Source organism: Streptomyces sp. WI03-4A (assembly GCF_033792105.1).
In the GTDB taxonomy this organism is placed as follows: Bacteria; Actinomycetota; Actinomycetes; order Streptomycetales; family Streptomycetaceae; genus Streptomyces; species Streptomyces collinus_A.
Genome location: NZ_JARAUO010000001.1, coordinates 412,113 through 432,130 on the forward strand (window position 1 = coordinate 412,113; position 20,018 = coordinate 432,130).

Annotated in this window: 17 protein-coding genes; 7 read left to right on the forward strand and 10 right to left on the reverse strand. The window is 73.9% G+C overall.

Features of this window, described 5'->3' with window-relative positions; all coding sequences use genetic code 11:
- Nucleotides 1–20: 20 nt before the first annotated feature.
- From PV343_RS01900 to PV343_RS01910, 3 genes are read right to left on the reverse strand one after another with little or no spacing between them, the layout of a single operon-like run.
- The gene (locus tag PV343_RS01900; RefSeq protein ID WP_319144971.1) at nucleotides 21–1,562 is read right to left on the reverse strand and encodes an oligosaccharide flippase family protein; all 1,542 of its coding nucleotides are present in this window, start codon (nucleotides 1,560–1,562) and stop codon (nucleotides 21–23) included.
- Nucleotides 1,559–3,142 carry a hypothetical protein gene (locus PV343_RS01905; protein WP_319144972.1) on the reverse strand — a complete coding sequence of 528 codons (1,584 nt, stop codon included), beginning with the start codon at nucleotides 3,140–3,142 and terminating at the stop codon, nucleotides 1,559–1,561. Before PV343_RS01905 ends, PV343_RS01900 begins: the two co-directional genes overlap by 4 nt.
- Nucleotides 3,139–4,605: a hypothetical protein gene (locus PV343_RS01910; protein WP_319144973.1), complete on the reverse strand. Its 1,467-nt coding sequence runs from the start codon at nucleotides 4,603–4,605 to the stop codon at nucleotides 3,139–3,141. The genes PV343_RS01905 and PV343_RS01910 overlap by 4 nt, the downstream gene beginning before the upstream one ends.
- A gap of 270 nt (nucleotides 4,606–4,875) precedes the next feature.
- Here PV343_RS01910 and PV343_RS01915 point away from each other — a divergent pair, with 270 nt between their 5' ends.
- Both PV343_RS01915 and PV343_RS01920 read left to right on the forward strand, forming a co-directional pair.
- Complete coding sequence (locus PV343_RS01915) at nucleotides 4,876–5,856, forward strand: NAD-dependent epimerase/dehydratase family protein (protein ID WP_319144974.1); 981 nt, start codon at nucleotides 4,876–4,878, stop codon at nucleotides 5,854–5,856.
- Nucleotides 5,857–5,888: 32 nt separating this feature from the next.
- The gene (locus tag PV343_RS01920; protein WP_319144975.1) at nucleotides 5,889–7,088 is read left to right on the forward strand and encodes a glycosyltransferase family 4 protein; all 1,200 of its coding nucleotides are present in this window, start codon (nucleotides 5,889–5,891) and stop codon (nucleotides 7,086–7,088) included.
- A 72-nt stretch (nucleotides 7,089–7,160) separates the two neighbouring features.
- Here PV343_RS01920 and PV343_RS01925 read toward each other — a convergent pair whose 3' ends face one another.
- The 3 genes from PV343_RS01925 to PV343_RS01935 form a co-directional block, all read right to left on the reverse strand.
- A complete protein-coding gene (locus PV343_RS01925; protein WP_319144976.1) occupies nucleotides 7,161–8,342 on the reverse strand; it encodes a glycosyltransferase in 1,182 nt (393 codons plus the stop codon).
- Complete coding sequence (locus PV343_RS01930; protein WP_319144977.1) at nucleotides 8,339–8,926, reverse strand: putative colanic acid biosynthesis acetyltransferase; 588 nt, start codon at nucleotides 8,924–8,926, stop codon at nucleotides 8,339–8,341. Before PV343_RS01930 ends, PV343_RS01925 begins: the two co-directional genes overlap by 4 nt.
- Before the next feature lie 164 nt (nucleotides 8,927–9,090).
- A complete protein-coding gene (locus tag PV343_RS01935; protein ID WP_319144978.1) occupies nucleotides 9,091–10,563 on the reverse strand; it encodes an exopolysaccharide biosynthesis polyprenyl glycosylphosphotransferase in 1,473 nt (490 codons plus the stop codon).
- A gap of 255 nt (nucleotides 10,564–10,818) precedes the next feature.
- Between PV343_RS01935 and PV343_RS01940 the strand changes: the two genes are divergently transcribed.
- Nucleotides 10,819–12,366 carry a M1 family metallopeptidase gene (locus PV343_RS01940; protein WP_319144979.1) on the forward strand — a complete coding sequence of 516 codons (1,548 nt, stop codon included), beginning with the start codon at nucleotides 10,819–10,821 and terminating at the stop codon, nucleotides 12,364–12,366.
- A 195-nt stretch (nucleotides 12,367–12,561) separates the two neighbouring features.
- Nucleotides 12,562–14,550, forward strand: a complete 1,989-nt coding sequence (locus PV343_RS01945) for an N-acetylmuramoyl-L-alanine amidase (RefSeq protein ID WP_319144980.1) — start codon at nucleotides 12,562–12,564, stop codon at nucleotides 14,548–14,550.
- Nucleotides 14,551–14,928: 378 nt separating this feature from the next.
- Here PV343_RS01945 and PV343_RS01950 read toward each other — a convergent pair whose 3' ends face one another.
- A complete protein-coding gene (locus PV343_RS01950) occupies nucleotides 14,929–15,654 on the reverse strand; it encodes a DUF2625 family protein (RefSeq protein WP_319144981.1) in 726 nt (241 codons plus the stop codon).
- A 7-nt stretch (nucleotides 15,655–15,661) separates the two neighbouring features.
- The gene (locus PV343_RS01955; protein ID WP_319144982.1) at nucleotides 15,662–16,408 is read right to left on the reverse strand and encodes a DUF3592 domain-containing protein; all 747 of its coding nucleotides are present in this window, start codon (nucleotides 16,406–16,408) and stop codon (nucleotides 15,662–15,664) included.
- 159 nt (nucleotides 16,409–16,567) lie between these two features.
- Here PV343_RS01955 and PV343_RS01960 point away from each other — a divergent pair, with 159 nt between their 5' ends.
- From PV343_RS01960 to PV343_RS01970, 3 genes are all read left to right on the forward strand, one after another.
- Nucleotides 16,568–16,915, forward strand: a complete 348-nt coding sequence (locus PV343_RS01960; protein ID WP_319144983.1) for a VOC family protein — start codon at nucleotides 16,568–16,570, stop codon at nucleotides 16,913–16,915.
- Between the two features lie 91 nt (nucleotides 16,916–17,006).
- Nucleotides 17,007–17,366, forward strand: coding sequence for a DUF779 domain-containing protein (locus PV343_RS01965; protein ID WP_317442018.1), 360 nt, complete (start codon nucleotides 17,007–17,009; stop codon nucleotides 17,364–17,366).
- 141 nt (nucleotides 17,367–17,507) lie between these two features.
- Nucleotides 17,508–18,677 carry a phosphodiester glycosidase family protein gene (locus PV343_RS01970; RefSeq protein ID WP_319144984.1) on the forward strand — a complete coding sequence of 390 codons (1,170 nt, stop codon included), beginning with the start codon at nucleotides 17,508–17,510 and terminating at the stop codon, nucleotides 18,675–18,677.
- Between the two features lie 12 nt (nucleotides 18,678–18,689).
- On the opposite strand, the gene PV343_RS01975 is transcribed toward PV343_RS01970, so the two are convergent.
- Together PV343_RS01975 and PV343_RS01980 are read right to left on the reverse strand one after the other, a co-directional pair.
- A complete protein-coding gene (locus PV343_RS01975) occupies nucleotides 18,690–18,884 on the reverse strand; it encodes a hypothetical protein (protein ID WP_020938562.1) in 195 nt (64 codons plus the stop codon).
- A 101-nt stretch (nucleotides 18,885–18,985) separates the two neighbouring features.
- The gene (locus PV343_RS01980; protein WP_319144985.1) at nucleotides 18,986–19,849 is read right to left on the reverse strand and encodes a phosphatidylinositol-specific phospholipase C/glycerophosphodiester phosphodiesterase family protein; all 864 of its coding nucleotides are present in this window, start codon (nucleotides 19,847–19,849) and stop codon (nucleotides 18,986–18,988) included.
- Nucleotides 19,850–20,018: the final 169 nt, after the last annotated feature.

Genomic DNA, 20,018 nt, shown 5'->3' on the forward strand with positions numbered 1-20,018 from the left:
CCGGTGCACCTCGCTGGGGCTCATGCGGCGCGCCGGCGCAGCACTCCGACCAGCTCGCTCAGTCCCAGTACTTTCCGATACCACCACAAAGTAGTACCGAAGGCGCACATTCCACATGCAATTGCCACGGCGAGTCCTGACGCGGTGTCACCGGCCAGGGCGCGGGCGGCCGCCAGCGCCACCGAGACCACGAGGCCCACGCCGAGCGCGGTGGTGTAGCCGCGGTCCACGGTGGTGAAGCCGAGGCGCCGGCGGATGAGGACCGCGGCGAAGAGGTTCTCCACGATGATCGCGGCACCCCAGGACACCGCGGCGCCGAGGGCGCCCCAGACCGGCACCGCGAGCAGCCCCACGGTCACCTGGACCGTGAACGCGACGGCGGTGATGACCAGGTGCCAGGAGCTCTTGCCCGCCATGAGCAGCACTGTCTGCGCGTTGCCGACGGCGACGTTGATCACCGAGGCCAGGCACAGCACGACCAGCGCGGGCGCCCCGTGCGTGAACTCGGGCCCGAACAGCGACAGCACGGTCCGGGGGAAGCCGGCGATGAGGACGAACAGCGGCCAGGAGAAGAGCACGACCCAGCGGGTGGAGACGTGGTGCAGGTGGCGGGCCTCGCCGGTCTCGTCGACGGCGAGCAGCCGGCTGATCTCGGGGGCCACGGCGAGCCGGATGGCGAGCTGCAGCAGGGTGCCCGCGGTGACGACGCGGCCGATGGCGGTGTAGACGCCCGCCTCGGAGCTGGTGGACAGCGCCGACAGCAGGATGACGCCGACCCAGACCGCGCTGATGTCGAAGACCGAGGACACCGCGCGTGGTGTCGAGAACCGCCAGAAGGCCCGCCAGGGCGTGGCCCCGGGCCGGGCCGTGGGCGCCGGGGCGCCGTGCGCGGCGCGGCAGCGGCGCAGGGCCGCCCAGGCGGCGACGGTGCCGGCCAGGGCGGGCAGCAGCCAGGCCGCGGACAGGGACACCATCCCGGGCGCGTAGTAGGCCACGGGTACGGCGATCAGCACCCGCAGCACGGGTTTGCCGATCTGCTCGACGCCGACGAACGGGACCACCGTGCCGTGGCCCTGTGTGGCGCCGAGCAGTACGAGACCGACGGTGGCGACCGGCAGGAAGAGCGCGAAGAGCCGCACCAGGGTGACCGCGTCGGCGGGCGGCAGGTGGGGCAGGAGCGTGGTGGCCACCGCCGGGAAGCACAGCAGGGGCAGGGCGGCGGCGACACCGGCGACGGCCGCCGGCACGAGGGCGGTGCGCAGCAGCGCGCCCACCGAGCGGCCGCCGCCGACGGCGAGGTCGCGGGAGACGAAGCGGACGAGCCCGGTGTCGGCGCCGAGCTTGCAGGTGTTGCTGAGGATGGTGAACAGGGCCACGCCGGTGAAGACCGCTCCCGCGCCGCGCGCTCCGACGGCCCGGGTGATCAGGCCGACGAAGAGGAAGGCGAAGACGGCGTTGGTCGCCGAACCCGCCACTCCGTACCACCCGCCCCGCGCGGCGGCGGCGACCCCGCTCGGGGCGGCCCCGGCGGGGGTGGGTGCCGTCTCTCCGGTGGCGGTCACCCGCGGGAGGCCGTGAGCGTGTCGTCCTTCACGGGGAGCTCGACGAGCTGCGTGACGGGCGTCCGGGCGGTCCGGCGCGCGTGGCGGCGCAGGAGCGAGAGCGGTCCCGGGCGCCGGCGGCCGGAGTCGAGCACGGCGCCGAGCAGGGTGCCGCCCGAGCAGCCGATCAGCTCGTGCACCCGGTCGAGGTCGTCCCGCCGGGTGACGCCGAGGCCGGTGACCAGGAGCACGCCGCCGACGCGCTGGGCGACGGCCAGCGCGTCGGCGTGCTCCAGGAGCGGCCGGGTGACGACGACCGCGGTGCGGGCGCCGGCGGCGGGCAGCATCCGGTGGACCGCGGCGGACACCCCCGCCCGGGCGTGCGCGCCGGTGGCGCCGCTGGAGCAGCAGGCGAACTGCCCGGCGCTGCCCGCGTCGACGAGGAGGCTGCCCTCGGGCAGCGACTGCTCACCCGCCGTGCGTTCCCCGTCGGGCACCCGCGGCAGGCCCGCCACGAGGCCGGGGGTGTCGGGGTCGGCGTCCACCAGGAGCACCTCGTCCCCGCACTCGGTCAGGGCGGCGGCCAGGTTCACGGCCACCTCGCCGGCGGCGGCGGAGCGGCGGGGTGCCACCACGAGGATCCGGCCGGGGCCGGACGGGAGCCCGGTCCCGCGCAGGCGGTAGGCGAGGGCTCGGTAGGCCTCGGTGCGGTCGCCGCCGGTCCGGCCGACGCCCGGCAGGATGCCGTCGTGGTCCCTGTCGTCGGGCAGCATGCCGAGCACCGGGGCGCGCAGCGCGGCCCGGACGTCCTCGGCGGACCGGACCCGGGAGTCGAGTGCCGCGCGCAGCCAGGCCAGCAGCAGGCCGAGGGCGAGTCCGCTCGCCAGGCCGAGGACGAGCAGGACCGGCCGGCCGGGCCCCGAGGGCCGGGTGGGGGCCTCGCCCCGGCGGACGATGTCGCCGCCGTCGGTGTCCCGGGAGTTGATGTCGGAGACGCGCTTGTGCAGGGTGGCCAGCTCGCTCTGGGCAGCGCTGGTCGCGTCCTCGTCGTCCGCCTTCTTCTTGGCCTGCTGGGTGACCGCGGAGATCTGCTGCTCCACGCCGTGCGTGGCCCGCTTCACGGCGGCGTCGTTGCGGTCCTTGCGGTCGGCCAGGTAGGCCTCGGCGAAGGCGTTGGCGCCGCGCGCCGCGCGCTTGGGGGTCCGGGCGGTGAACTCGAAGCGGAGCACCTGCGACTTGGCGGGGTTGGTGATGCGCAGGTCGTCCTCGAGCGCGGCCGCGCGGCTGTCGGACTGCCCGAGGGCGTGGGCCGCGCGGATGGCGACCGCCGCGCTGGCGGCGATCTGCTGTTCGGTGCCCATGCTGACCTGGTTGTCGGCGGCGACGGCGACCGTGCCGAAGGGGTCGGCGGTGGAGCGTACGAGGACTTCGCTGGTGGAGGTGTAGGTGTGGGCGCGGGCCGTCGCCAGGGCCCCTCCGCCGAGCAGGCCCAGGACGATGCCCAGTGCGATCATGACGCGGTGGCGCAGCAGTCGGCGTAGTTGGTCGCGCAGCTGGACCGGCTCGTCGTACCGGTCGTCGAAGTGGGTGGAGCCGGTCACGAGTGCCCTCCTGTTCCGGGGATCGATGCGTGCGAGGTGGGTGCGGCCGGCAGCGCCGAGGGCAGCCGGGACGTCCGGACGGTGCGGGCGGTCACCAGCAGCGGGACGGCCATCAGGAGCGTCAGCGGGCCCACGATGCCGAGCAGGCTGCCGCGCAAGAAGATCATCTGGTAGAAGCCGAAGGCCGGGACCAGGAGCGGCGCGAGGCTGCCGCGCCGGTCGCGCAGCCGGTGCCGTACGTCGTCCATGCGCCGGCCGACGGCGCCGAGCAGGAAGAACACCAGGGCCACCGCGGGCGGTCCGGCCCACAGGTAGCTCTCGATCCACAGCGGCGCGGAGAGGTTGAGGAAGTCGTAGCCCGCCCACTCGGCGAGGGCGATGCCGGTGTCCTTCGGCTTGTCCGGCCACACGGAGCGCGGGACCAGGAACAGCGGGGCGCCCAGCGCGTCCGTCGGCGAGAAACCCTTGTCCCGCGCGTAGTCGATGCCGGTCTGCACCTGCTGGAAGGCGTCGTAGTCGCCGTTGGTGGTGAACTGCTCGGCGAGGGAGACCACGGCGACCTGTTCGCGGTCGCTGTAGCGGAAGTAGTCGCTGTAGGGGAAGACGAGGAGCACGGCCGCCATGACGGTGGCCGCGACGACCCGGAAGGCGCGCGGACGGCACAGCCGGGGAACGGCGAACAGCAGGGTGAGCAGCACCGTGCCGGCCCAGAACCTCGGTTTGCTGACGGGGTTGTTGACCACGACGTTCAGGGCCAGGAGCAGGGGCAGCAGCAGTCGGCGGAGCCCGCGCAGCAGCCGGTCGCCGCGGGGCCGGGCCGGCAGCCGCAGCAGGCCCAGCAGCGCCCAGAACGCGGGCACGGACAGCGACCAGTTGCGCAGGGCCTGGAGGAAGGCGTCCTGCGAGGCGTCCATGGCGCCGGCCTCGCGCAGCGCCTGACGGCTCGTGAAGTACGCCTCGTAACCACCCTGCTGGGCGGGGACGATGACGACCGCGAGGGCGAGCGCGAGTCCGCACAGCGCCATGACACGCCAGGGCGCGAGACGGCGGGAGAGCAGCCGTTCCACCGGTCCGGGTGGAGTGCTGAGCGGCCGGGCGGTCCGCGCGAGCTCCCGGCGGGCGGCGACGGCCGTTCCCGCGCTGTGGGCGAGGAGCCCGAGTTCGACGACGGCCACGGCCATGAGGGAGGTCCCCTCGCCGGCCCGGTAGGCCCACGGGTAGGCGTCGGTGGCGAGCATGGCCAGGGGCGCGAGGCCGAACCAGATGTAGGCGAAGACCCAGAAGCCGAGGGCGACGAGCCGCACCCGCGTCCCGGTCAGCACCCGGGTGAGCGCCACGCCGGTGTGCACCACGACGACGCCCTGCAGGGCGAGGGCCGCCGACACGTGCCCGCCGCCCGACTGGAGGACCAGGACCGGCAGCACGACGATCAGCACCAGGGCCCACAGGGACACCGCGGTCACGCCGCGGACTTCGGCCGCCCGCGTCGCCCCGGCTTCTCTGACACTCCGATATTCCCGCTGATACGTCATCAACAGCTTTATAACGCCCATTCTTCACTATTCACCCCAGGCGCGCGCGAATCAGCACCTCCGCGCAGCCATGCGGGAAACGCCGTCATCAGGGGGGACGCGGACCGGTGAACGGCGTGCCATTTACGGCAAATCACCACAAATATGTATTGCTGATCACAACAGAACGGATCTCGTACTGATCTGACCGAGGAGCTGCCCATGAACAAGCAGGTCGACGTCGTCGTTGCCGGAGGCGGGGGTTTCATCGGCGGTCACCTGGTCGGTGACCTGCTGGCCGGGGGGCTGACCGTCCGCTCCATCGACATCAAGCCGCGGCACGAGTGGTACCAGGTCCACGACGCCGCCGAGAACGTCGTCGCCGACCTGTCGCTGCTGGAGCACGCGCGGGCGGGCGTCCGGGGCGCCCGGCAGGTGTACATGCTGGCCGCGGACATGGGCGGCATGGGCTTCATCGAGAACAACAAGGCCGCATGCATGATGTCGGTGCTGACCAGCACCCACATGCTGCAGGCCGCGCACGAGGCGGGCGTGGAGCGGTACTTCTACTCCTCGTCCGCCTGCGTCTACGCCGCCGGCAAGCAGACCGACCCGGACGTGACCGCGCTGCGCGAGGAGGACGCCTACCCGGCGCAGCCCGAGGACGGCTACGGCTGGGAGAAGCTGTTCACCGAGCGCATGTGCCGCCACTACACGGAGGACTACGGGTTCACCACCCGTGTCGCCCGCTACCACAACGTCTACGGTCCGAACGGCACTTGGGACGGCGGCCGGGAGAAGGCGCCCGCCGCGGTGTGCCGGAAGGTGGCGGAGGCGGCCCTCTCCGGGGACCACCGGATCGAGATCTGGGGCGACGGCCTGCAGACCCGCTCCTTCATGTACATCGACGACTGCCTGCACGGCAGCCGCATGATCATGGACGGGGACAGTGGCGTCCCGGTCAACCTCGGCTCGTCGGAGCTGGTGACGATCAACCAGCTCGTCGACATCGTCGAGGAGATCGCGGGCATCCGCTGCGAGCGCAGTCACCGGCTCGACGCGCCGCAGGGCGTGCGCGGCCGCAACTCCGACAACACCCTGATCCGCGAGATCCACGGCTGGGAGCCCTCGGTCTCCCTGAGCGACGGCCTGGAGAAGACCTACGCCTGGGTCTACGACCAGGTCAAGCGCTCCCAGCAGTGACGCCGGGACGAGCAGAGGGGAACGCGGAGCCGATGCGGATCCTCGTCCACGACTACAGCGGCCACCCGTTCCAGGCCCAGCTCAGCCGGGAACTGGCGCGCCGCGGACACGACGTCGCCCACTCCACGTGCACCGCGTACGTCTCCGGCAAGGGCAACCTCGCCCCGGCCGCCGACGGGCTGCGCTTCCTCACCATCGGCGACGGCACCCGGCTGCGGAAGGAGGCGTACTTCCACCGGCTGCACCAGGAGACCCGGCTGGGCCTCGAACTGGCCCGCCAGGTACGCCGGGAGAACCCCGACGTGGCGCTGCTGTCCAACCTGCCGGTGCCCGCGCTGGTGGTGGCCGCCGCCGCCCTGAACCGGCTGCGGGTGCCCTGGGTGCTGTGGCACCAGGACGTGACGGCGGTCGCGCTCCGCAGCTTCGCGGCCGCCGGTGTCGCGAAGTCCATGGGCCTGGCCGCCAAGGTCATCGGCGCGGGCGAGAAGTGGTCGGCCCGGCGCGCCTCGGCCGTCGTGGTGATCGCCGACTCCTTCCTCCGGGTCCACGAGGGCTGGGGCACCGCCGACAAGGTCTCGGTCATCCCCAACTGGGCGCCGCTGGACGAGATCGTCCCGGTGCGGCGGGCCAACGCCTGGTCGGGCGAGCACGGCCTGGACGGCGTGCGGACGGTGCTGTACTCGGGCACCCTGGGGCTCAAGCACAACCCGGCCCTGCTGGTGCGGCTGGCGGAGCGGCTGCGCGGCCAGGGCGCTCCGGTACGGCTCGTCGTCGTCAACGACGGTCCGGCCGTGCCGGTGCTCAGGGAGACGGCCGCGGCCCGCGGTGTCGACCTGACCCTGCTGCCCTTCCAGCCCTACGAGCGGCTGCCCGAGGTGCTGGGCACGGGTGACGTCCTCGTCGTCCTGCTGGGCCCGGACGCGGGGCAGTTCTCGGTCCCGTCCAAGACGCTGTCCTACCTGTGCGCCGGGCGGCCGGTGCTCGGCCTGATGCCCGCCGACAACCTCGCGGCACGGCTGCTGCACGAGGCCGGGTCGGCGGTGTTCCCGCCCGAGGAGTCCGCGCTCGACGACGCGGCCGCCTGGGTGCGGCAGGTCCTCGCCGACCCGGCGCGCGCCGAGGGGCTGGGCAAGGAGAGCCGTGCGCTGGCCGAGCGGGAGTTCGCGCTGGAGGGCTGCGCCACCCGCTTCGAGGACATCCTCTGGAGCGTGAGCCGCGGATCGGCGAGCTGAGCCGGCGGCGGCGCCCGCCGCCGGCCCCGCCGTGGGCGGACGCGATCGGACAGGCGTTGTCCGACGGCCCGGTCAAACCACAGGCCACGAAGAGGCCCGTTCCGTCTCCCGACCGGGACGGTCCGGGCCTTCGGCGTGAGCCGCGCCCCTGCCCTGGTAGACCTCCTCCAGCCGGTCCGCCACCGCGTGGATGGAGAAGACCTCCTCGACCACGCGCCGGCCCGCCTCCGCCATCCGGTCGCACAGCTCCGGGTCGCCGAGCAGCGCGCGCACCGCGTCCGCCATCGCCCGCGGACTGCCGTCGGTGACGACCGCGGCGCCCCGGCGCTCCAGTTCACCGGCGATGCCGCAGGTGTCGGTGCACACGACGGGCGTGCCGACGGCCAGTGCCTCGATGACCGTCATGCCGAACGGCTCGTTCACACTGGCCAGCACGTGCACGGCTGCGCTCCGGTAGGCCTCGCGCGCCTCGGCGGGGTCGAGCGCCCCGCCGTAGCGGACCACGCCGTCGAGCCCGCCGGCGATGAGCCGGCGCACGGCGGGCAGCGATCCGTCGTCCGGGCCGTACAGCGTGAACCGGGCCTCGGGCATCTCCTGGTGGACCAGCGCCGCCATCTCCACGAACGCCTCCGGGCGCTTGCGCGGGTGCAGCCGGGCCAGGAACAGCACATGGGGGTCACGCGGCTGCCGCCCCGGCTCCGGCGGTGCCGGGCGGATGCCGTTGGGCAGGACGCGCAGTGGCGGGCCGCCGGGCCCGAGCACCCGTTCCACCATCCGCCGCTCGTGCTCGGTGAGGACGAGACAGGTGCGCGTCCGGCGCAGCAGCGGCAGGTAGACCAGGTCGAACAGCCGGACGGCGGCCGAGGTGCGCGGCTCGACCATGCCGTGCGTCTGGGCGACGCACGGGACGCGGCGCAGGGCGGCGACCGCGAGGGCGGCGAGCGAGACCAGATCACGGCCCGCGTGGACGTGCACGGCGTCCGCGTCGCGCATGGCCCGCCACAGGTCGCGCACCAGCAGGGGATGGAGCAGGGCGAGGAACCCGCGGCCCGGCAGCAGGGCCCGCGCGGGCCGGGTGCGCAGCCGGACGGAGCCGATCCGTCGCGGTCCCCGGCCCCGGCCCCGCCACAGGGACATAAGCGTCACGTCGTGGCCGCGTGCGGCCAGTTCCTCCAGCTGGGCGACCGCCACGCTCGTCGGTCCGCCGAACGCGCCGTCGTCGCTGACGAGCGTGACCACGTGCAGCAGTCTCATGCCGCGTCTCCCCTCGTCGTCAGGACCGCGCCGGGCGCCAGGTCCCGGTGGGCGACGGCACCCGCGCCGACGACGCCGCCCCGGCCGACGGTGACGCCGCGCAGGACGACGGCACGGGCCGCGACCCAGCTGCCGGGCTCGAGGCGGATGGGCCCGTTGTCGAACTCGAACGTGGCGGAACGGCGGCGGTGGCTGCCGGTGCACAGCAGCGCGCTCTGGGACACACAGCAGTCGCTGCCGATGGTGACCGGTTCGAGGTTGAGGATCCAGGCGCCCTCGCCGATCCACACGTCGTCGCCGATCTCCAGCTTCCACGGCCAGTGCACCCGCACTCCGTGCCGGATCAGCACCCGCCGTCCGACGCGGGCGCCGAACGCGCGCAGCAGCGCCGGGCGCCAGCGGGCCGGGAACCACCACTTGACGAAGAGGAGATGCAGGGCGGCGAACCAGGCGGCCTGGGCCAGCAGCGGGCGCCCCTTGTCGTATCCCCTGCCGGTGAAGCCGCGCAGGGAGCGCGTGGTCACGGGCCGGTCCGTGGTGACCGGTGCGGAGTCAGCGGGGGGCGGGGCGGCGGTCTGCGCCATCAGAGTGTCCCTTTCGGAGGGCCGGGGCATCCACGTGCGTGATCCTTCACGGCCCGTGAGTGCGCCGACCCGTGTTCGAGGCGTGTTGGCGGCAGGGCTGCCCGGATGGCGGAGCGCCCCGGTGCCCCGGCCGGGACACCGGGGCGCCGGGAGGCGCGCCGAGGCTAGTAGGCGCCCTGGCCGTCGAGCACCGCGCGCACGGTGCGGACGATGACGTTCATGTCCACGGCCGGGGACCAGTTGTCGACGTAGCGCAGGTCGAGCGCGACGGTCTCGTGCCAGGACAGGTCCGAGCGCCCGCTGACCTGCCACAGGCCGGTCAGGCCCGGTTTGACGCTGAGCCGGCGCATCTCGACCTGGTCGTACTTGGCGACCTCCTCGGGCACCGGCGGGCGGGGGCCGACCAGGGACATGTGGCCGAGCAGGACGTTGAACAGCTGGGGCAGCTCGTCCAGCGAGTAGCGGCGCAGCACGCGCCCGAGCGGGGTGACCCGGGGGTCGCGGCGCATCTTGAACATGTGGCCGTCGTTCTCGTTCGCGTCCTCCAGCTCGGTCCTGAGCCGGTCCGCGTCGACGACCATGGTGCGGAACTTCCACATGGGGAACGGCACGTTGTGCCGGCCCGCCCGCGTCTGACGGTACAGGGCGGGTCCGGGCGAGCCGAGCCGGACGGCGAGCGCCAGCAGGAGCAGCAGCGGCGCGAGCAGCACGATCAGCAGGGCGGCACCCGCCCGGTCCACGACGGCCTTCAGCAGCGCGGGCGCGCCCCGGCGCAGCGGCGGCACGACGTGCAGCAGGGTGAGGCCGGCGGCCGAGGTGAGCCGGACCCGCCGGCGTGCGACGTCGACGATGCCGGGCAGCACGACGAGCGGGTACTCCAGGTCGTGCAGGCTCCAGGACAGATGGCGCAGCCGGTCCCCCGACAGGTGGGGTCCCGGCACCACGAAGACCAGGTCGGCCGAGAAGGTGTCGGCGGCCGCGAGCACCACGGCGGCGTCCTGTTCCGGGCTGCCGGGCGTCTCGCAGGGCAGCCGTGTGTCCACCGGCACGCCGGAGAGCACCTCCCGCTCCCCGACCGGGCAGCAGCCGACGATCACGTAGGCGTGGTCGGTGCGCTGGGCGAGCTGGGCGACCACCGTGTCGACGGTCGGGCCCTCGCCGACCACCAGCACGTGCCGCAGGGCGCGGCCGGCCCGGCGGGCGGCCCGCAGATGACGGTGGATCAGCTTCTGGCAGACGGCCGTGAGGACCAGCGCGGGGATGAGCGCCGTGAAGGCCTCGGCGGGCACGCTGTTCAGACCGCACAGCACCCGCAGTGTCGCGAGGGCGCCGACCAGCACCAGCCAGTCCCGGGTGACGGCCCGCAGGACTCCCCCGTCGCCCCAGGCGGCGGGCGTGTACCGCTTGCCGGCCACCCTGATCAGCGGCCACAGCAGGGCGGCGGCCACCGCGAGGCGCAGGGGATGGGGTTCGCGGACCTCCACGATGGCCGCGGCCACCGGCAGCGCCGCCCCGGCCAGGTCCACGCCGATGGACAGGGGCCAGTACCAGCGGGCCCGCGCGCCATCGGGATGGGCGGGCCTGCGTACCACGGGTACCGGTGCCTGTCGGGGTGCCGCGACTCTGAACGGCCTCATGCCACTCCTTGGGAGCTCCAACCGCAGACAAGGGAGGCGCGGCCTCGCACAGGTCGCCCGGGGGACGGCCACGCGTTCATGCGATCTTTATATCAAGGTATGGAGCAGCATGTCCGATTTAGATACCCATCGTTCTTAGGATGATGTGGGACATACACCCCGTAAGTTCACTCCTTCCGAAGGTGCGGCCATGGACCTCACGCCTGCCGGCGGTCGACCGATCCCCCCGACCGGCCCCGCCCACCGGCCCGTCCGGTGAGGGGGCCGTCCGTCCGGGGCGGCTCCCGCGCCCGCCGCGCGGCGCTCGCCCTCGCCGGCGCCGCGGGGGTCACCGCCGCCGTCCTCACCTTCGTCCTTCCGGCCGAGGAGCACGTGGCCCCGCCCCGCGCCGGGCGCCCGGCCCCCGGCGGCTCCACCCGCCCGTCCGGTGAGGTCCCGTCACCCGGGGCCCCGGGCATGGGAGATCCGCTCGTGCCGCTCGACGGCAACGGCGGATACACGGTGCGGCGCTACACCCTCGACTTCGACTGGCGCGCGCCCGGCACGCCGTTCCCCGCGACCGCCGCCCTGCGCGCCACCGCCACCCAGGCGCTGTCCCGCTTCGACCTCGACTTCGCGGGCAACACGCTGCACACGGTCAGCGTGGACGGCGCCCCGGCCCGGTTCACCCGCGACGGTGACGAACTGGTCGTCACCCCGGCGCGGCCGATCCCGCGCGGCGGCGGGTTCACCGTCCGGGTCGCCTACACCGCCGACCCCACGCTGCGCCGGCACCGCGACGACGCCATCCAGGACTACGGCTGGGTCCCCACGGCCGACGGCACCCTGCTGTCCCTCCAGCCCGACGGCGCGCGGATGGTCTTCCCGGCCGACGACCACCCCAGCCTGCGCGCGCCGTTCACCTTCCACGTCACCACCCCGCCCGGACTGACCGCCGTCGCCAACGGCCGGCTCGTGGGGCGCGTACGGCAGCCGGACGGGCGGACCCGGTGGACGTACGACTCCGAGCACCCGCTCGCGCCCCAGCTGGTCCAGCTGGCCATCGGCAGGTTCACCCTCGTGGACGGCACGGGGCCGCACGGACTGCCTGTGCGCGACGTGGTCGCCGAGGACCTGGTCGGCGGCACCCGCGCCTACCGCTCGCTCACCCCGGACCACCTCGCCTGGCTGGAACAGCGGCTCGGCCCCTACCCCTTCCGCCGCTACGGCGTGCTGGTCGGGGACACCGACCTGCCGGTGGCCCTGGAGACCCAGTCGCTGTCCGTGGTGCCCAGCGCCGACCTGCTCGGCGACCGGGTCGACGCCGAACGCAACCTGGTGCACGAACTCGCCCACCACTGGACCGGCGACAGCGTGGCGATCCGCCGCTGGTCCGACCTGTGGCTGAGCGAGGGACACGCCCGCTACTACGAGCGCCTCTACACCGACGGCCACGGCGGCCCGGACCTCGACGAGGCGATGCGGGCCGCCTACGAGCAGCACGACCAGTGGCGGCACGACGACGGCGCGCCCGCCGAACCCACCGCGGGGACCCTGTTCCGCCAGATGCGCTACGACGGCTCCGCCCTGGTGCTCTACGCGCTGCGCCAGAAGGTGGGCGAGGCCGCCTTCGACCGGATCGAGCGGTCCTGGGTGACGACCTACCGGGGCCGGGTGGCCGGCACCCGAGACTTCGTCAGACTGGCCTCCCGCGTGGCCGGTCAGGACCTGACTCCCTTTCTGACGGCGTGGCTGCACGGGCCGCACACCCCGCCCATGCCCGGCCGTCCCGACTGGCGCGTCGACCCCGTCGAGGAGGACTGAGGACCGCCCCGCCCGGCCCGGCGCGACTGCCGCCGACCGGGTGGCCTGTACCCCGTGGCTGGTCCACGCCGGTGACGCTCGGCGCGACGCGGCGCGCGAGGCACGGAAACGTACGAGGGGTGACGCACAGGGCAACCCCCCTTCGCCCTGGCCGCGTTTGTCCTGGCCTCACCGACCTCGTTGGAGGCAGCCCGCATGAAGAAACGCGTCGCCCCACGCGTCCTAGGAACCGTACGCGGACACCGGCGGATCATCTGCGTGACCGCCTCGGCTGCACTGCTGGTGCCGTTGCTGATCGACCGTTCGGCCGACACGGGCTCGCCACCCGACCAACGGCTGCAGGACGACTACACCGCCGCAGCGGACGAGTACCACGTGCCCCGCAACGTCCTGATGGGCGTGTCCTACCTCCAGTCGCGGTGGGACTCCCACCCCGGCGCCCCGAGCGTCGTCGGCGGCTACGGGCCGATGCACCTGGTGGACACCCACGTGGCGCGGGCGCCGGAAGCCCCGCACGACCCCGCACGGCCGCGCGCCGCGGCGGCCGGGCCGCCCGCCAAGCAGGACGCCGGCACCCCGGACAAGCCCGCGGCGCAGTCGGCGGACCTGCAACGGGCCGCGATCCTGACCGGACTGCCGGCCGCGCAGCTGCGCACGGACGACGCCGCCAACGTGCGGGGCGGCGCCGCCCTCCTCGCGGCGACCCAGCGGCAGCTCGGCAAGCCGCTCAGCGCCAACCCGGCGGACTGGTGGGAGGCCGTGGCCCGGTTCCCCGGCACCACCGACAAGGTGTCCGCGCAGATCTACGCGAACGACGTCTTCGACGTGATCCGCCGGGGCGCGCAGCGCACCACCGACGCGGGTCAGCACGTCACCCTCACCGCGAGCCCCGGGGTACGCCCGCACGCGCCCGCCGCCCCGGGCGGCTCCCGGCCGAAGAACGTCGAGTGCCCGCCCGAGCTGTCCTGCTCCTGGCTCGGCGCGCCCTACGTCCGGATCGACGACGACGCGTACGGCAACCACGACGTGGCCGACCGGCCCAAGGACCAGCGGATCGACTACATCGTCATCCACGACACCGAGGCGCCCCTGGCGTCGATGCTCCTGACCATCCAGGACCCCGAGGAGGCGTCCTGGCACTACTCCATCCGCTCCAGCGACGGTCACGTCACCCAGCACATCAAGACCAAGGACGCGGCCTGGCACTCCGGGAGCCAGTTCGTCAACGCCCGCTCGATCGGCGTCGAGCACGAGGGCTTCCTGCGGCACCCCGACGCCTGGTACACGGAGCAGATGTACCGGTCGTCGGCCCGCCTGGTGCGCTACCTGGCGAAGAAGTACCAGGTCCCGATGGACCGGCAGCACATCTTCGGGCACGACAACGTGCCGGCCCCCACCGAGGACAGCATCCCGGACATGCACGACGACCCGGGCCCCTTCTGGGACTGGCGGCACTACTTCGACCTGCTCGGCGCGCCGCTGCGGGCCACCGCCGGGCCCGACAGCGACGTCGTGATGATCCTGCCGGACTACGGCAAGCACAAGCCGCGCTTCACGGGGTGCGCCAAGGCCGGAGTGCCCTGCGCGCCGCACGGCTCCAGCGCCGTGCGGCTGCGCAGTGAGCCGTCCGACGACGCGCCCCTCATCCAGGACCCGGGCCGGCGCCCGGACGGCGAGGACTCCACGGAGGACGTCAACGACCTGGGCTCGCGGGTCTCGGCGGGCCAGACCTTCGCGGTCGCAGGGCGCAGCGGCGACTGGACGGCCATCTGGTTCCAGGGCCACAAGGCGTGGTTCAGGAACCCGAAGGCGCAGCCGACCGCGGTCGGCGCGCGCGGCCGGGTGGTGACCCCGAAGGAGGGAGTGAAGGAGATCTCCGTGTTCGGCCGCGCCCTGCCCGAGAAGGACGCCTACCCGGAGGGCATGGACGAGCAGCCCGAGGCGCCGCTCCCCTACTCCCTGCGGGCCGGGCAGCGGTACGTGACCCAGTCCCGCGTCCTCGGCTCCTACATCGACCGCTCGTCCTTCGGCGACTCCCCGGCCCCGGTGGTGAAGGGCCAGGAGGCGTACTACGAGATCCAGTTCGACCACCGGCTCGCCTACGTCCGGGCGAGCGACGTGGACGTGGTGGACCCGCCGGCCGCCGCGGGGCCCGGACACCCGGCCGCGACCGCCCGCCACTGACCCGGCCGGGCCGCCCGCCCTCAGAGGCCGGCGGCCCGGTGGGTCGGGCGGCCCGCCACCACGGTGAGCACGACCGGCAGCCCGGCCGGCTCGTCGTCGGGACCTCCAGCGGGTTCCCGGCCGTCGTCCGCGGGCGACATCCCCCCAGGGACGGCTGGGAGCTTCCACGGCGGCGGCCGCTGTGCGCGAGGGCGCCGATGAAATCCTCGCGGCTCATCTTCGCCTGGCCGGGGACCTCCCGGCTTGCTCACCCGCTGGGACACCTCCGCCTTGCTCAGCTTCTGCGGCAGAGCCCGGGGCGCGGGGGGCGACGGCTGGGCGCAGGTGCGCGGGGCGCGGGAGCTGGGCCCGTCAGGGTGGGGCGGCAGACCCGGTGGCTCACACCTCGCCGAGGAACCCCGGGTCGGTGAGCCCCGCCTGATGGGCGAAGTCCGTGGCCAGGCCGAGGATCTCCCGCATCGGGGCGGGCCGTCTGCTGGTGGCCGCGAGGTTCTCGCGTGCCTCCCCGGTCCACGGGAACGGGTACATGGACAGGCCCTGCGCGAGGTCGAGGGCGGCGGACTCCTCGCGCCAGCCGGGCGGGCGCAGACCGTCGTAGAACGTCTCCAGACGGCCCGACAGCAGCCACCACACCCACGTGGAGTGGCCCATGTCCATGGCCTCCCACTCCAGGGTGTCGGGGGCGAAGTAGGTCATCTGCCCGGGGGCACCGGGGCGGCCGGCAGCGGCCGGGTCGTGGCCGTTCAGGGCGAACACCCCGCCGAGCACGTCCTGGCCGACGACGAGACCGGTCGACGGGTGCCAGCCGGGATCGAAGCTCTCGGGGAAACGATTCACCCGACCCAGACTCGGCAGCCCGCCGACCGCGGCCGACCCACCGCCGAACACCCGCACCCAGCCGTCGTCCAGGACGAGTCCGCCGCAGTGCAGCGCCAGCGCGCCCAGCGTGGAACGCGCGGTGACCTGCATCTGAAGCACGCACCGGCGGCCCTCGTCCGGGTCCGCGGGCAGCACGCGCACCGGTACCGTGCTGCCGTCCAGCAACTCCCGCACATGGGGCCAGGCCGGATCCTCCACCTGCGCCAACTCGTCGGTCCCTCGCATCCGAGGATCATGACACGACCGCCCCGCCCGGTTCCGTCGGGCGCCTGACGCGGAGCACCTCCCTGGTGGTCCCCGCCAGGAAGCCCGCCGCGAGCAGCCCCACCACGATCGCGCCCGTCCGGGTTCCGTCGGCGTCGCGGCCGTCGAGGAACGCGACCTGGCGGACCTCGGTGGGACGCGCCGGGTCGTACGCGACGGGGACGACCGCGCCCGGCCGCGCGTCGTCCGCCAGGCCGGACGGAAGGTCGACATGCGCCTGCACGGGCCCGGACGGAGCGTCGAAGCGCACGGCCACGCTCAGCGCACGGCCCTCCTCCGAGCGGTCGGTCACCTCGACCACGGTGGCATCGGTCCTGCGGCCGTGTTCCCGGAGGCCGGCCACCAGCTCGTACTCCTGAGCGGCCTGCCACCCCATGTAGCCGGACATGACGGCGAACACCAGGAAGCCCCCGGCGGCCGGCCGCACCCTGCCCCAGCGGGGCGCCACCAGCCACGACTCCGGCCCGAGCCGCAGCAGCCCGGCCACGAGGCGGCCCGGCGAGGGAACGGGCCGACCCTGACGCCGTACCAGCCTGGAGACACCTTCCAGCGCCGACAGTGCCGCCACCCAGCCGAGGACGTAGAGCCACAGGGGCCCGAGCGGTCCGAACGCCAGCCACACCACGACGGCGACGCCGACCGCCGTCGCGCCCCACCCCAAGGGCGAACCGTGCTCGTCCCGGCCCTCGCCCGGCACAGTTGCGCGCTCGTCCATGGCGCCTCCCCACCCCGTCTCAGGATGAGACTCCCCGGCTGCCGCACGGGTTGTAGCGCCGACGGCTCGCGCCCCGCTCCGGATACGCTGCCCGCACCGTCCCGTCACCGCCCGGCCGTCACACCGTCAGACCGCCCGACCGACCAACGGAGCCGTGAGATGTACGTACGCCGTGTCGTGCCCAACATCAGGTCGAACGCCCCGGCGGAGAGCACCGACTTCTACGGGGTGCTGGGGTTCGAGGAGGTGATGGACCTCGGCTGGATCAGGACGCTGGCCTCGGCCCGCAACCCGGCCGTCCAGCTCAGCCTCATGAGCGCGGACCGCACCGCGCCCGTCGTCCCCGACCTGAGCATCGAGGTGGAGGACGTCGACGCCGTGTACGCGGCGATGCGGGCGCGGGGCGCGGAGATCGTGCACCCGCTCACCGACGAGGAGTGGGGCGTACGGCGGTTCTTCGTACGCGACCCCAACGGCAAGGTCGTCAACGTCCTCAGCCACCGCTGACCCCGACCGCGGCGAAGGACGCCCGCTGGACGCCGCCCTGACGAGCCGTGAGACTGGATCGCCCCCGACGCCCGCTCCCAGGACGGTGACCATGGAAGAGGTACTCCCCCGCGTCGAACTGACCCCGCAGGCCGCCGAGCTGGTGCGCCGGCTGCGCGCGGAGCACGGCCCGCTGATGTTCCACCAGTCCGGCGGCTGCTGCGACGGCAGCGCGCCGATGTGCTACCCCGACGGCGAGTTCCGCACCGGCGGCTCGGACGTGCTGCTCGCGGAGCTGGCCGTGGACGGGGTCGAGGAGCCGGTGACCTTCTGGATGTCGCGCAGTCAGTACGAGGTCTGGAGTCACACCCGGCTGATCGTGGACGTGGTACCCGGACGGGGGAGCGGTTTCTCGCTGGAAGCACCCGAGGGGGTGCGTTTTCTCACCCGTTCTCGCGTAGTCGACGCCTAGCCGGCCTGAGCGCCACCACCGTCTGGTGCACTTCCCCCGAGTCCTGGGACAGTTGACGAGACATCAGGGGGCGCAGTGGCGCGCGATCGGCGGCAGACGGCAGCAGGCAGATCGGTTCTCTCCACTCTCACGGCGTTCGGTGTGCTGGCCGGTGCGTCCCTCGCGGGGGCCGCGCCGGCCGGCGCCGCCACGCTGGGCAGACGGATCGCGCCGGGGGTCACCTACCGGCAGTTCGACATCCGCGCGGCGGCGGGCAGGACCCACGCCCATCTGCTCACCGTCGACCTGACGAACCGCCATGTCCGTCTCGACCTGCTGCACCCGGGGGCGGTGGCCGCCCGGGAGACCGTGTCCGGGATGGCGGACGCGGCCGGCGCGGTCGGCGGGGTCAACGGCGACTTCTTCAACATCAGCGAGACCCAGCACCCGGGCGTCGAGGCGACGGGGGCGAGCGTGGGTCCGGCGGTCGCGGCGGGCCGGGTGCTCAAGGCGGCGGTCCCGGCGGGGCAGCGGTTCGGGCCGGCGCTGCCGCCCGGCACCGGCACCCGGGACGTCCTCGGGGTCGGCACCGACCGGCGGGCCCGCCTGGACCGCCTCACCCTCACCGGAACCGTGACCACACCGGAGGGACGGTTCCCGCTCAAGGGCCTCAACCAGTACGCGCTGCCGCAGAACTCCGTCGGCGCCTTCACCTCCCGCTGGGGCAGCGCCTCCCGGGTGCGCGCCACCTGCGGCACGGACACGAACCGGGCGGCTGGGTGCAGCACGGACACCTACGAGGTGAAGGTGCGCGACGGCCGGGTGACCTCCACCGCCGCCACGCCGGGCAGCGGGCCGATCGCCGCGGGCACCACGGTCCTGGTGGGCCGCGATGAGGGCGCGCGCCGGCTGCGCGAGCTGTCGCCGGGCGACCGGGTGACCGTCACCCACGCCCTGGTGGCGGCCACCGCCAAGGTTTCCTACACGTTCGCGATCGGCGGCTACCCGGTGCTGCGCGACGGCAGGCCGCTGTCCGGGCTGGACGACACCACCTCGGCCGTGCGCACCGTCGTCGGCTTCGCGAACGGCGGCCGGCGGATGCTGCTGCTCGCGCTGGACGGGGCCGCCGCCTACCGGACCGGCATGACGGTCGCCGAGGAGGCGGCCGCCATGGACGACCTGGGCGCCACCGACGCGTTCAACCTCGACGGCGGCGGCTCGTCCGAGATGGTCACCCGTGCGGCGGGAGCACGCGCGGTCAAGGTCCGCAACCACCCGAGCGGCGGCACCGAGCGCCCCGTGGCGAACGGTATCGGGGTCTTCTCGTCCTGACCCGGCGCCCGGTCAGGGCCGCAGGCTGCTGACCAGGTCGGCGGTCGCGGTCAGCCCGCTGTGAATGGTGGGCGCCATGCTGGTACTGGCCAGATAGAAGCCGAGCAGCATGCAGACCAGGGCGTGCGAGATCTTCAGCGCGCCGTTGCGGATGAACACCACCGCCAGGATCAGGAGCAGCAGCACCACAGAGATGGAAATGGCCATTGGAACCTCCTCCGCCACGCCCCATGAGCGGCGTTCGGCCGCAAGTGTGGCGTAGCGGGGGGTTCGTCCGGGCGGCTGACATGTCCTCCGATCGTGTGGTCTTACGCGAACCGGTGGGCGTCGAGGAACTTTTCGAGGCCCGCGAGGTCGTCGGTGTTGAGCTGGTCGACGCCCGCGCGGAGCAGTTCGGTCCACAGGGCGTCCCGGGCCGGGCCGGCCGTGTCCGGGGTGGCCCAGAACCGGACGCGCTGCCCGCGCGCGTGGGCGGCGGCGGTGAGGTCGCGCAGCTTGCGCCGCTCGGCGGCCGGGAAGGTCCCCTCGCCCTGCCAGCTGAAGTTCGCCGTCCAGGCGTCGCTGATCAGCGGGATGAGGGAGGCGGGCGCCGGGCCGCCGAGGTCGGTGAGGCGGCCGTCGTAGAAGGCACGGCGCTCGGTCTGGGTCTCCAGCGGGACGCGGGCTGCGCGGTCGCCGGATACGACGGCGGTGACCGGGCCGGGGCGGACGCGACCGTGCGCCCAGGTGGTGAACAGGTGCGGGTGGCGCCGGAGTCGGCGGTCGAGTGCGAGGTAGGTCGAGGCGCCCTCGGTCTTGATGTCGACGAGGAGTTGCAGCGGGCGGTGCCAACCGCGGTACACGGTGCCTCGGTTGGCGCGGACGCGGGCGGCGAGCGGGGCGAGGTAGAGGGACTCCAGGGTGCGGGCCGGGTCGAGTTCGGAGGGGTCGTGGCCGACGAGGAGCTGGTCGCCGACGAGGAAGATGTCGGCCTCGACGCTGCCGAAGCGGTGGTCGAGGGCGTCGTACAGCGGTCGCGGGTGCTCGTAGTCGTTGTGGGCGTGCGCGTGCCACAGCGGGCGCGGGCCGCGGTGGCCGCCGCCGGCCCGGGCCGGGGTGGAGGGAAGGGTGATCGCGCCCGTGAGGGCGGCGCCGAGGGCGGTGAGGGCTCCGCGACGGGTGGTGAGGGCCATGCGCTGCCTCCCTTGAGGTGCCGAACGGGACCTGGGGAAGTATGCGGGCAGGAGGGAGCCAACGATCCTTGCGTACAAGCGAATTGGCTGGACCGCCGCCCCCCGTTCACCTCGCCGCGCGGAGACGCGGCGGAGCCCGCCCCGGGTGGGGCGGGCTCGGCGCGCGCCC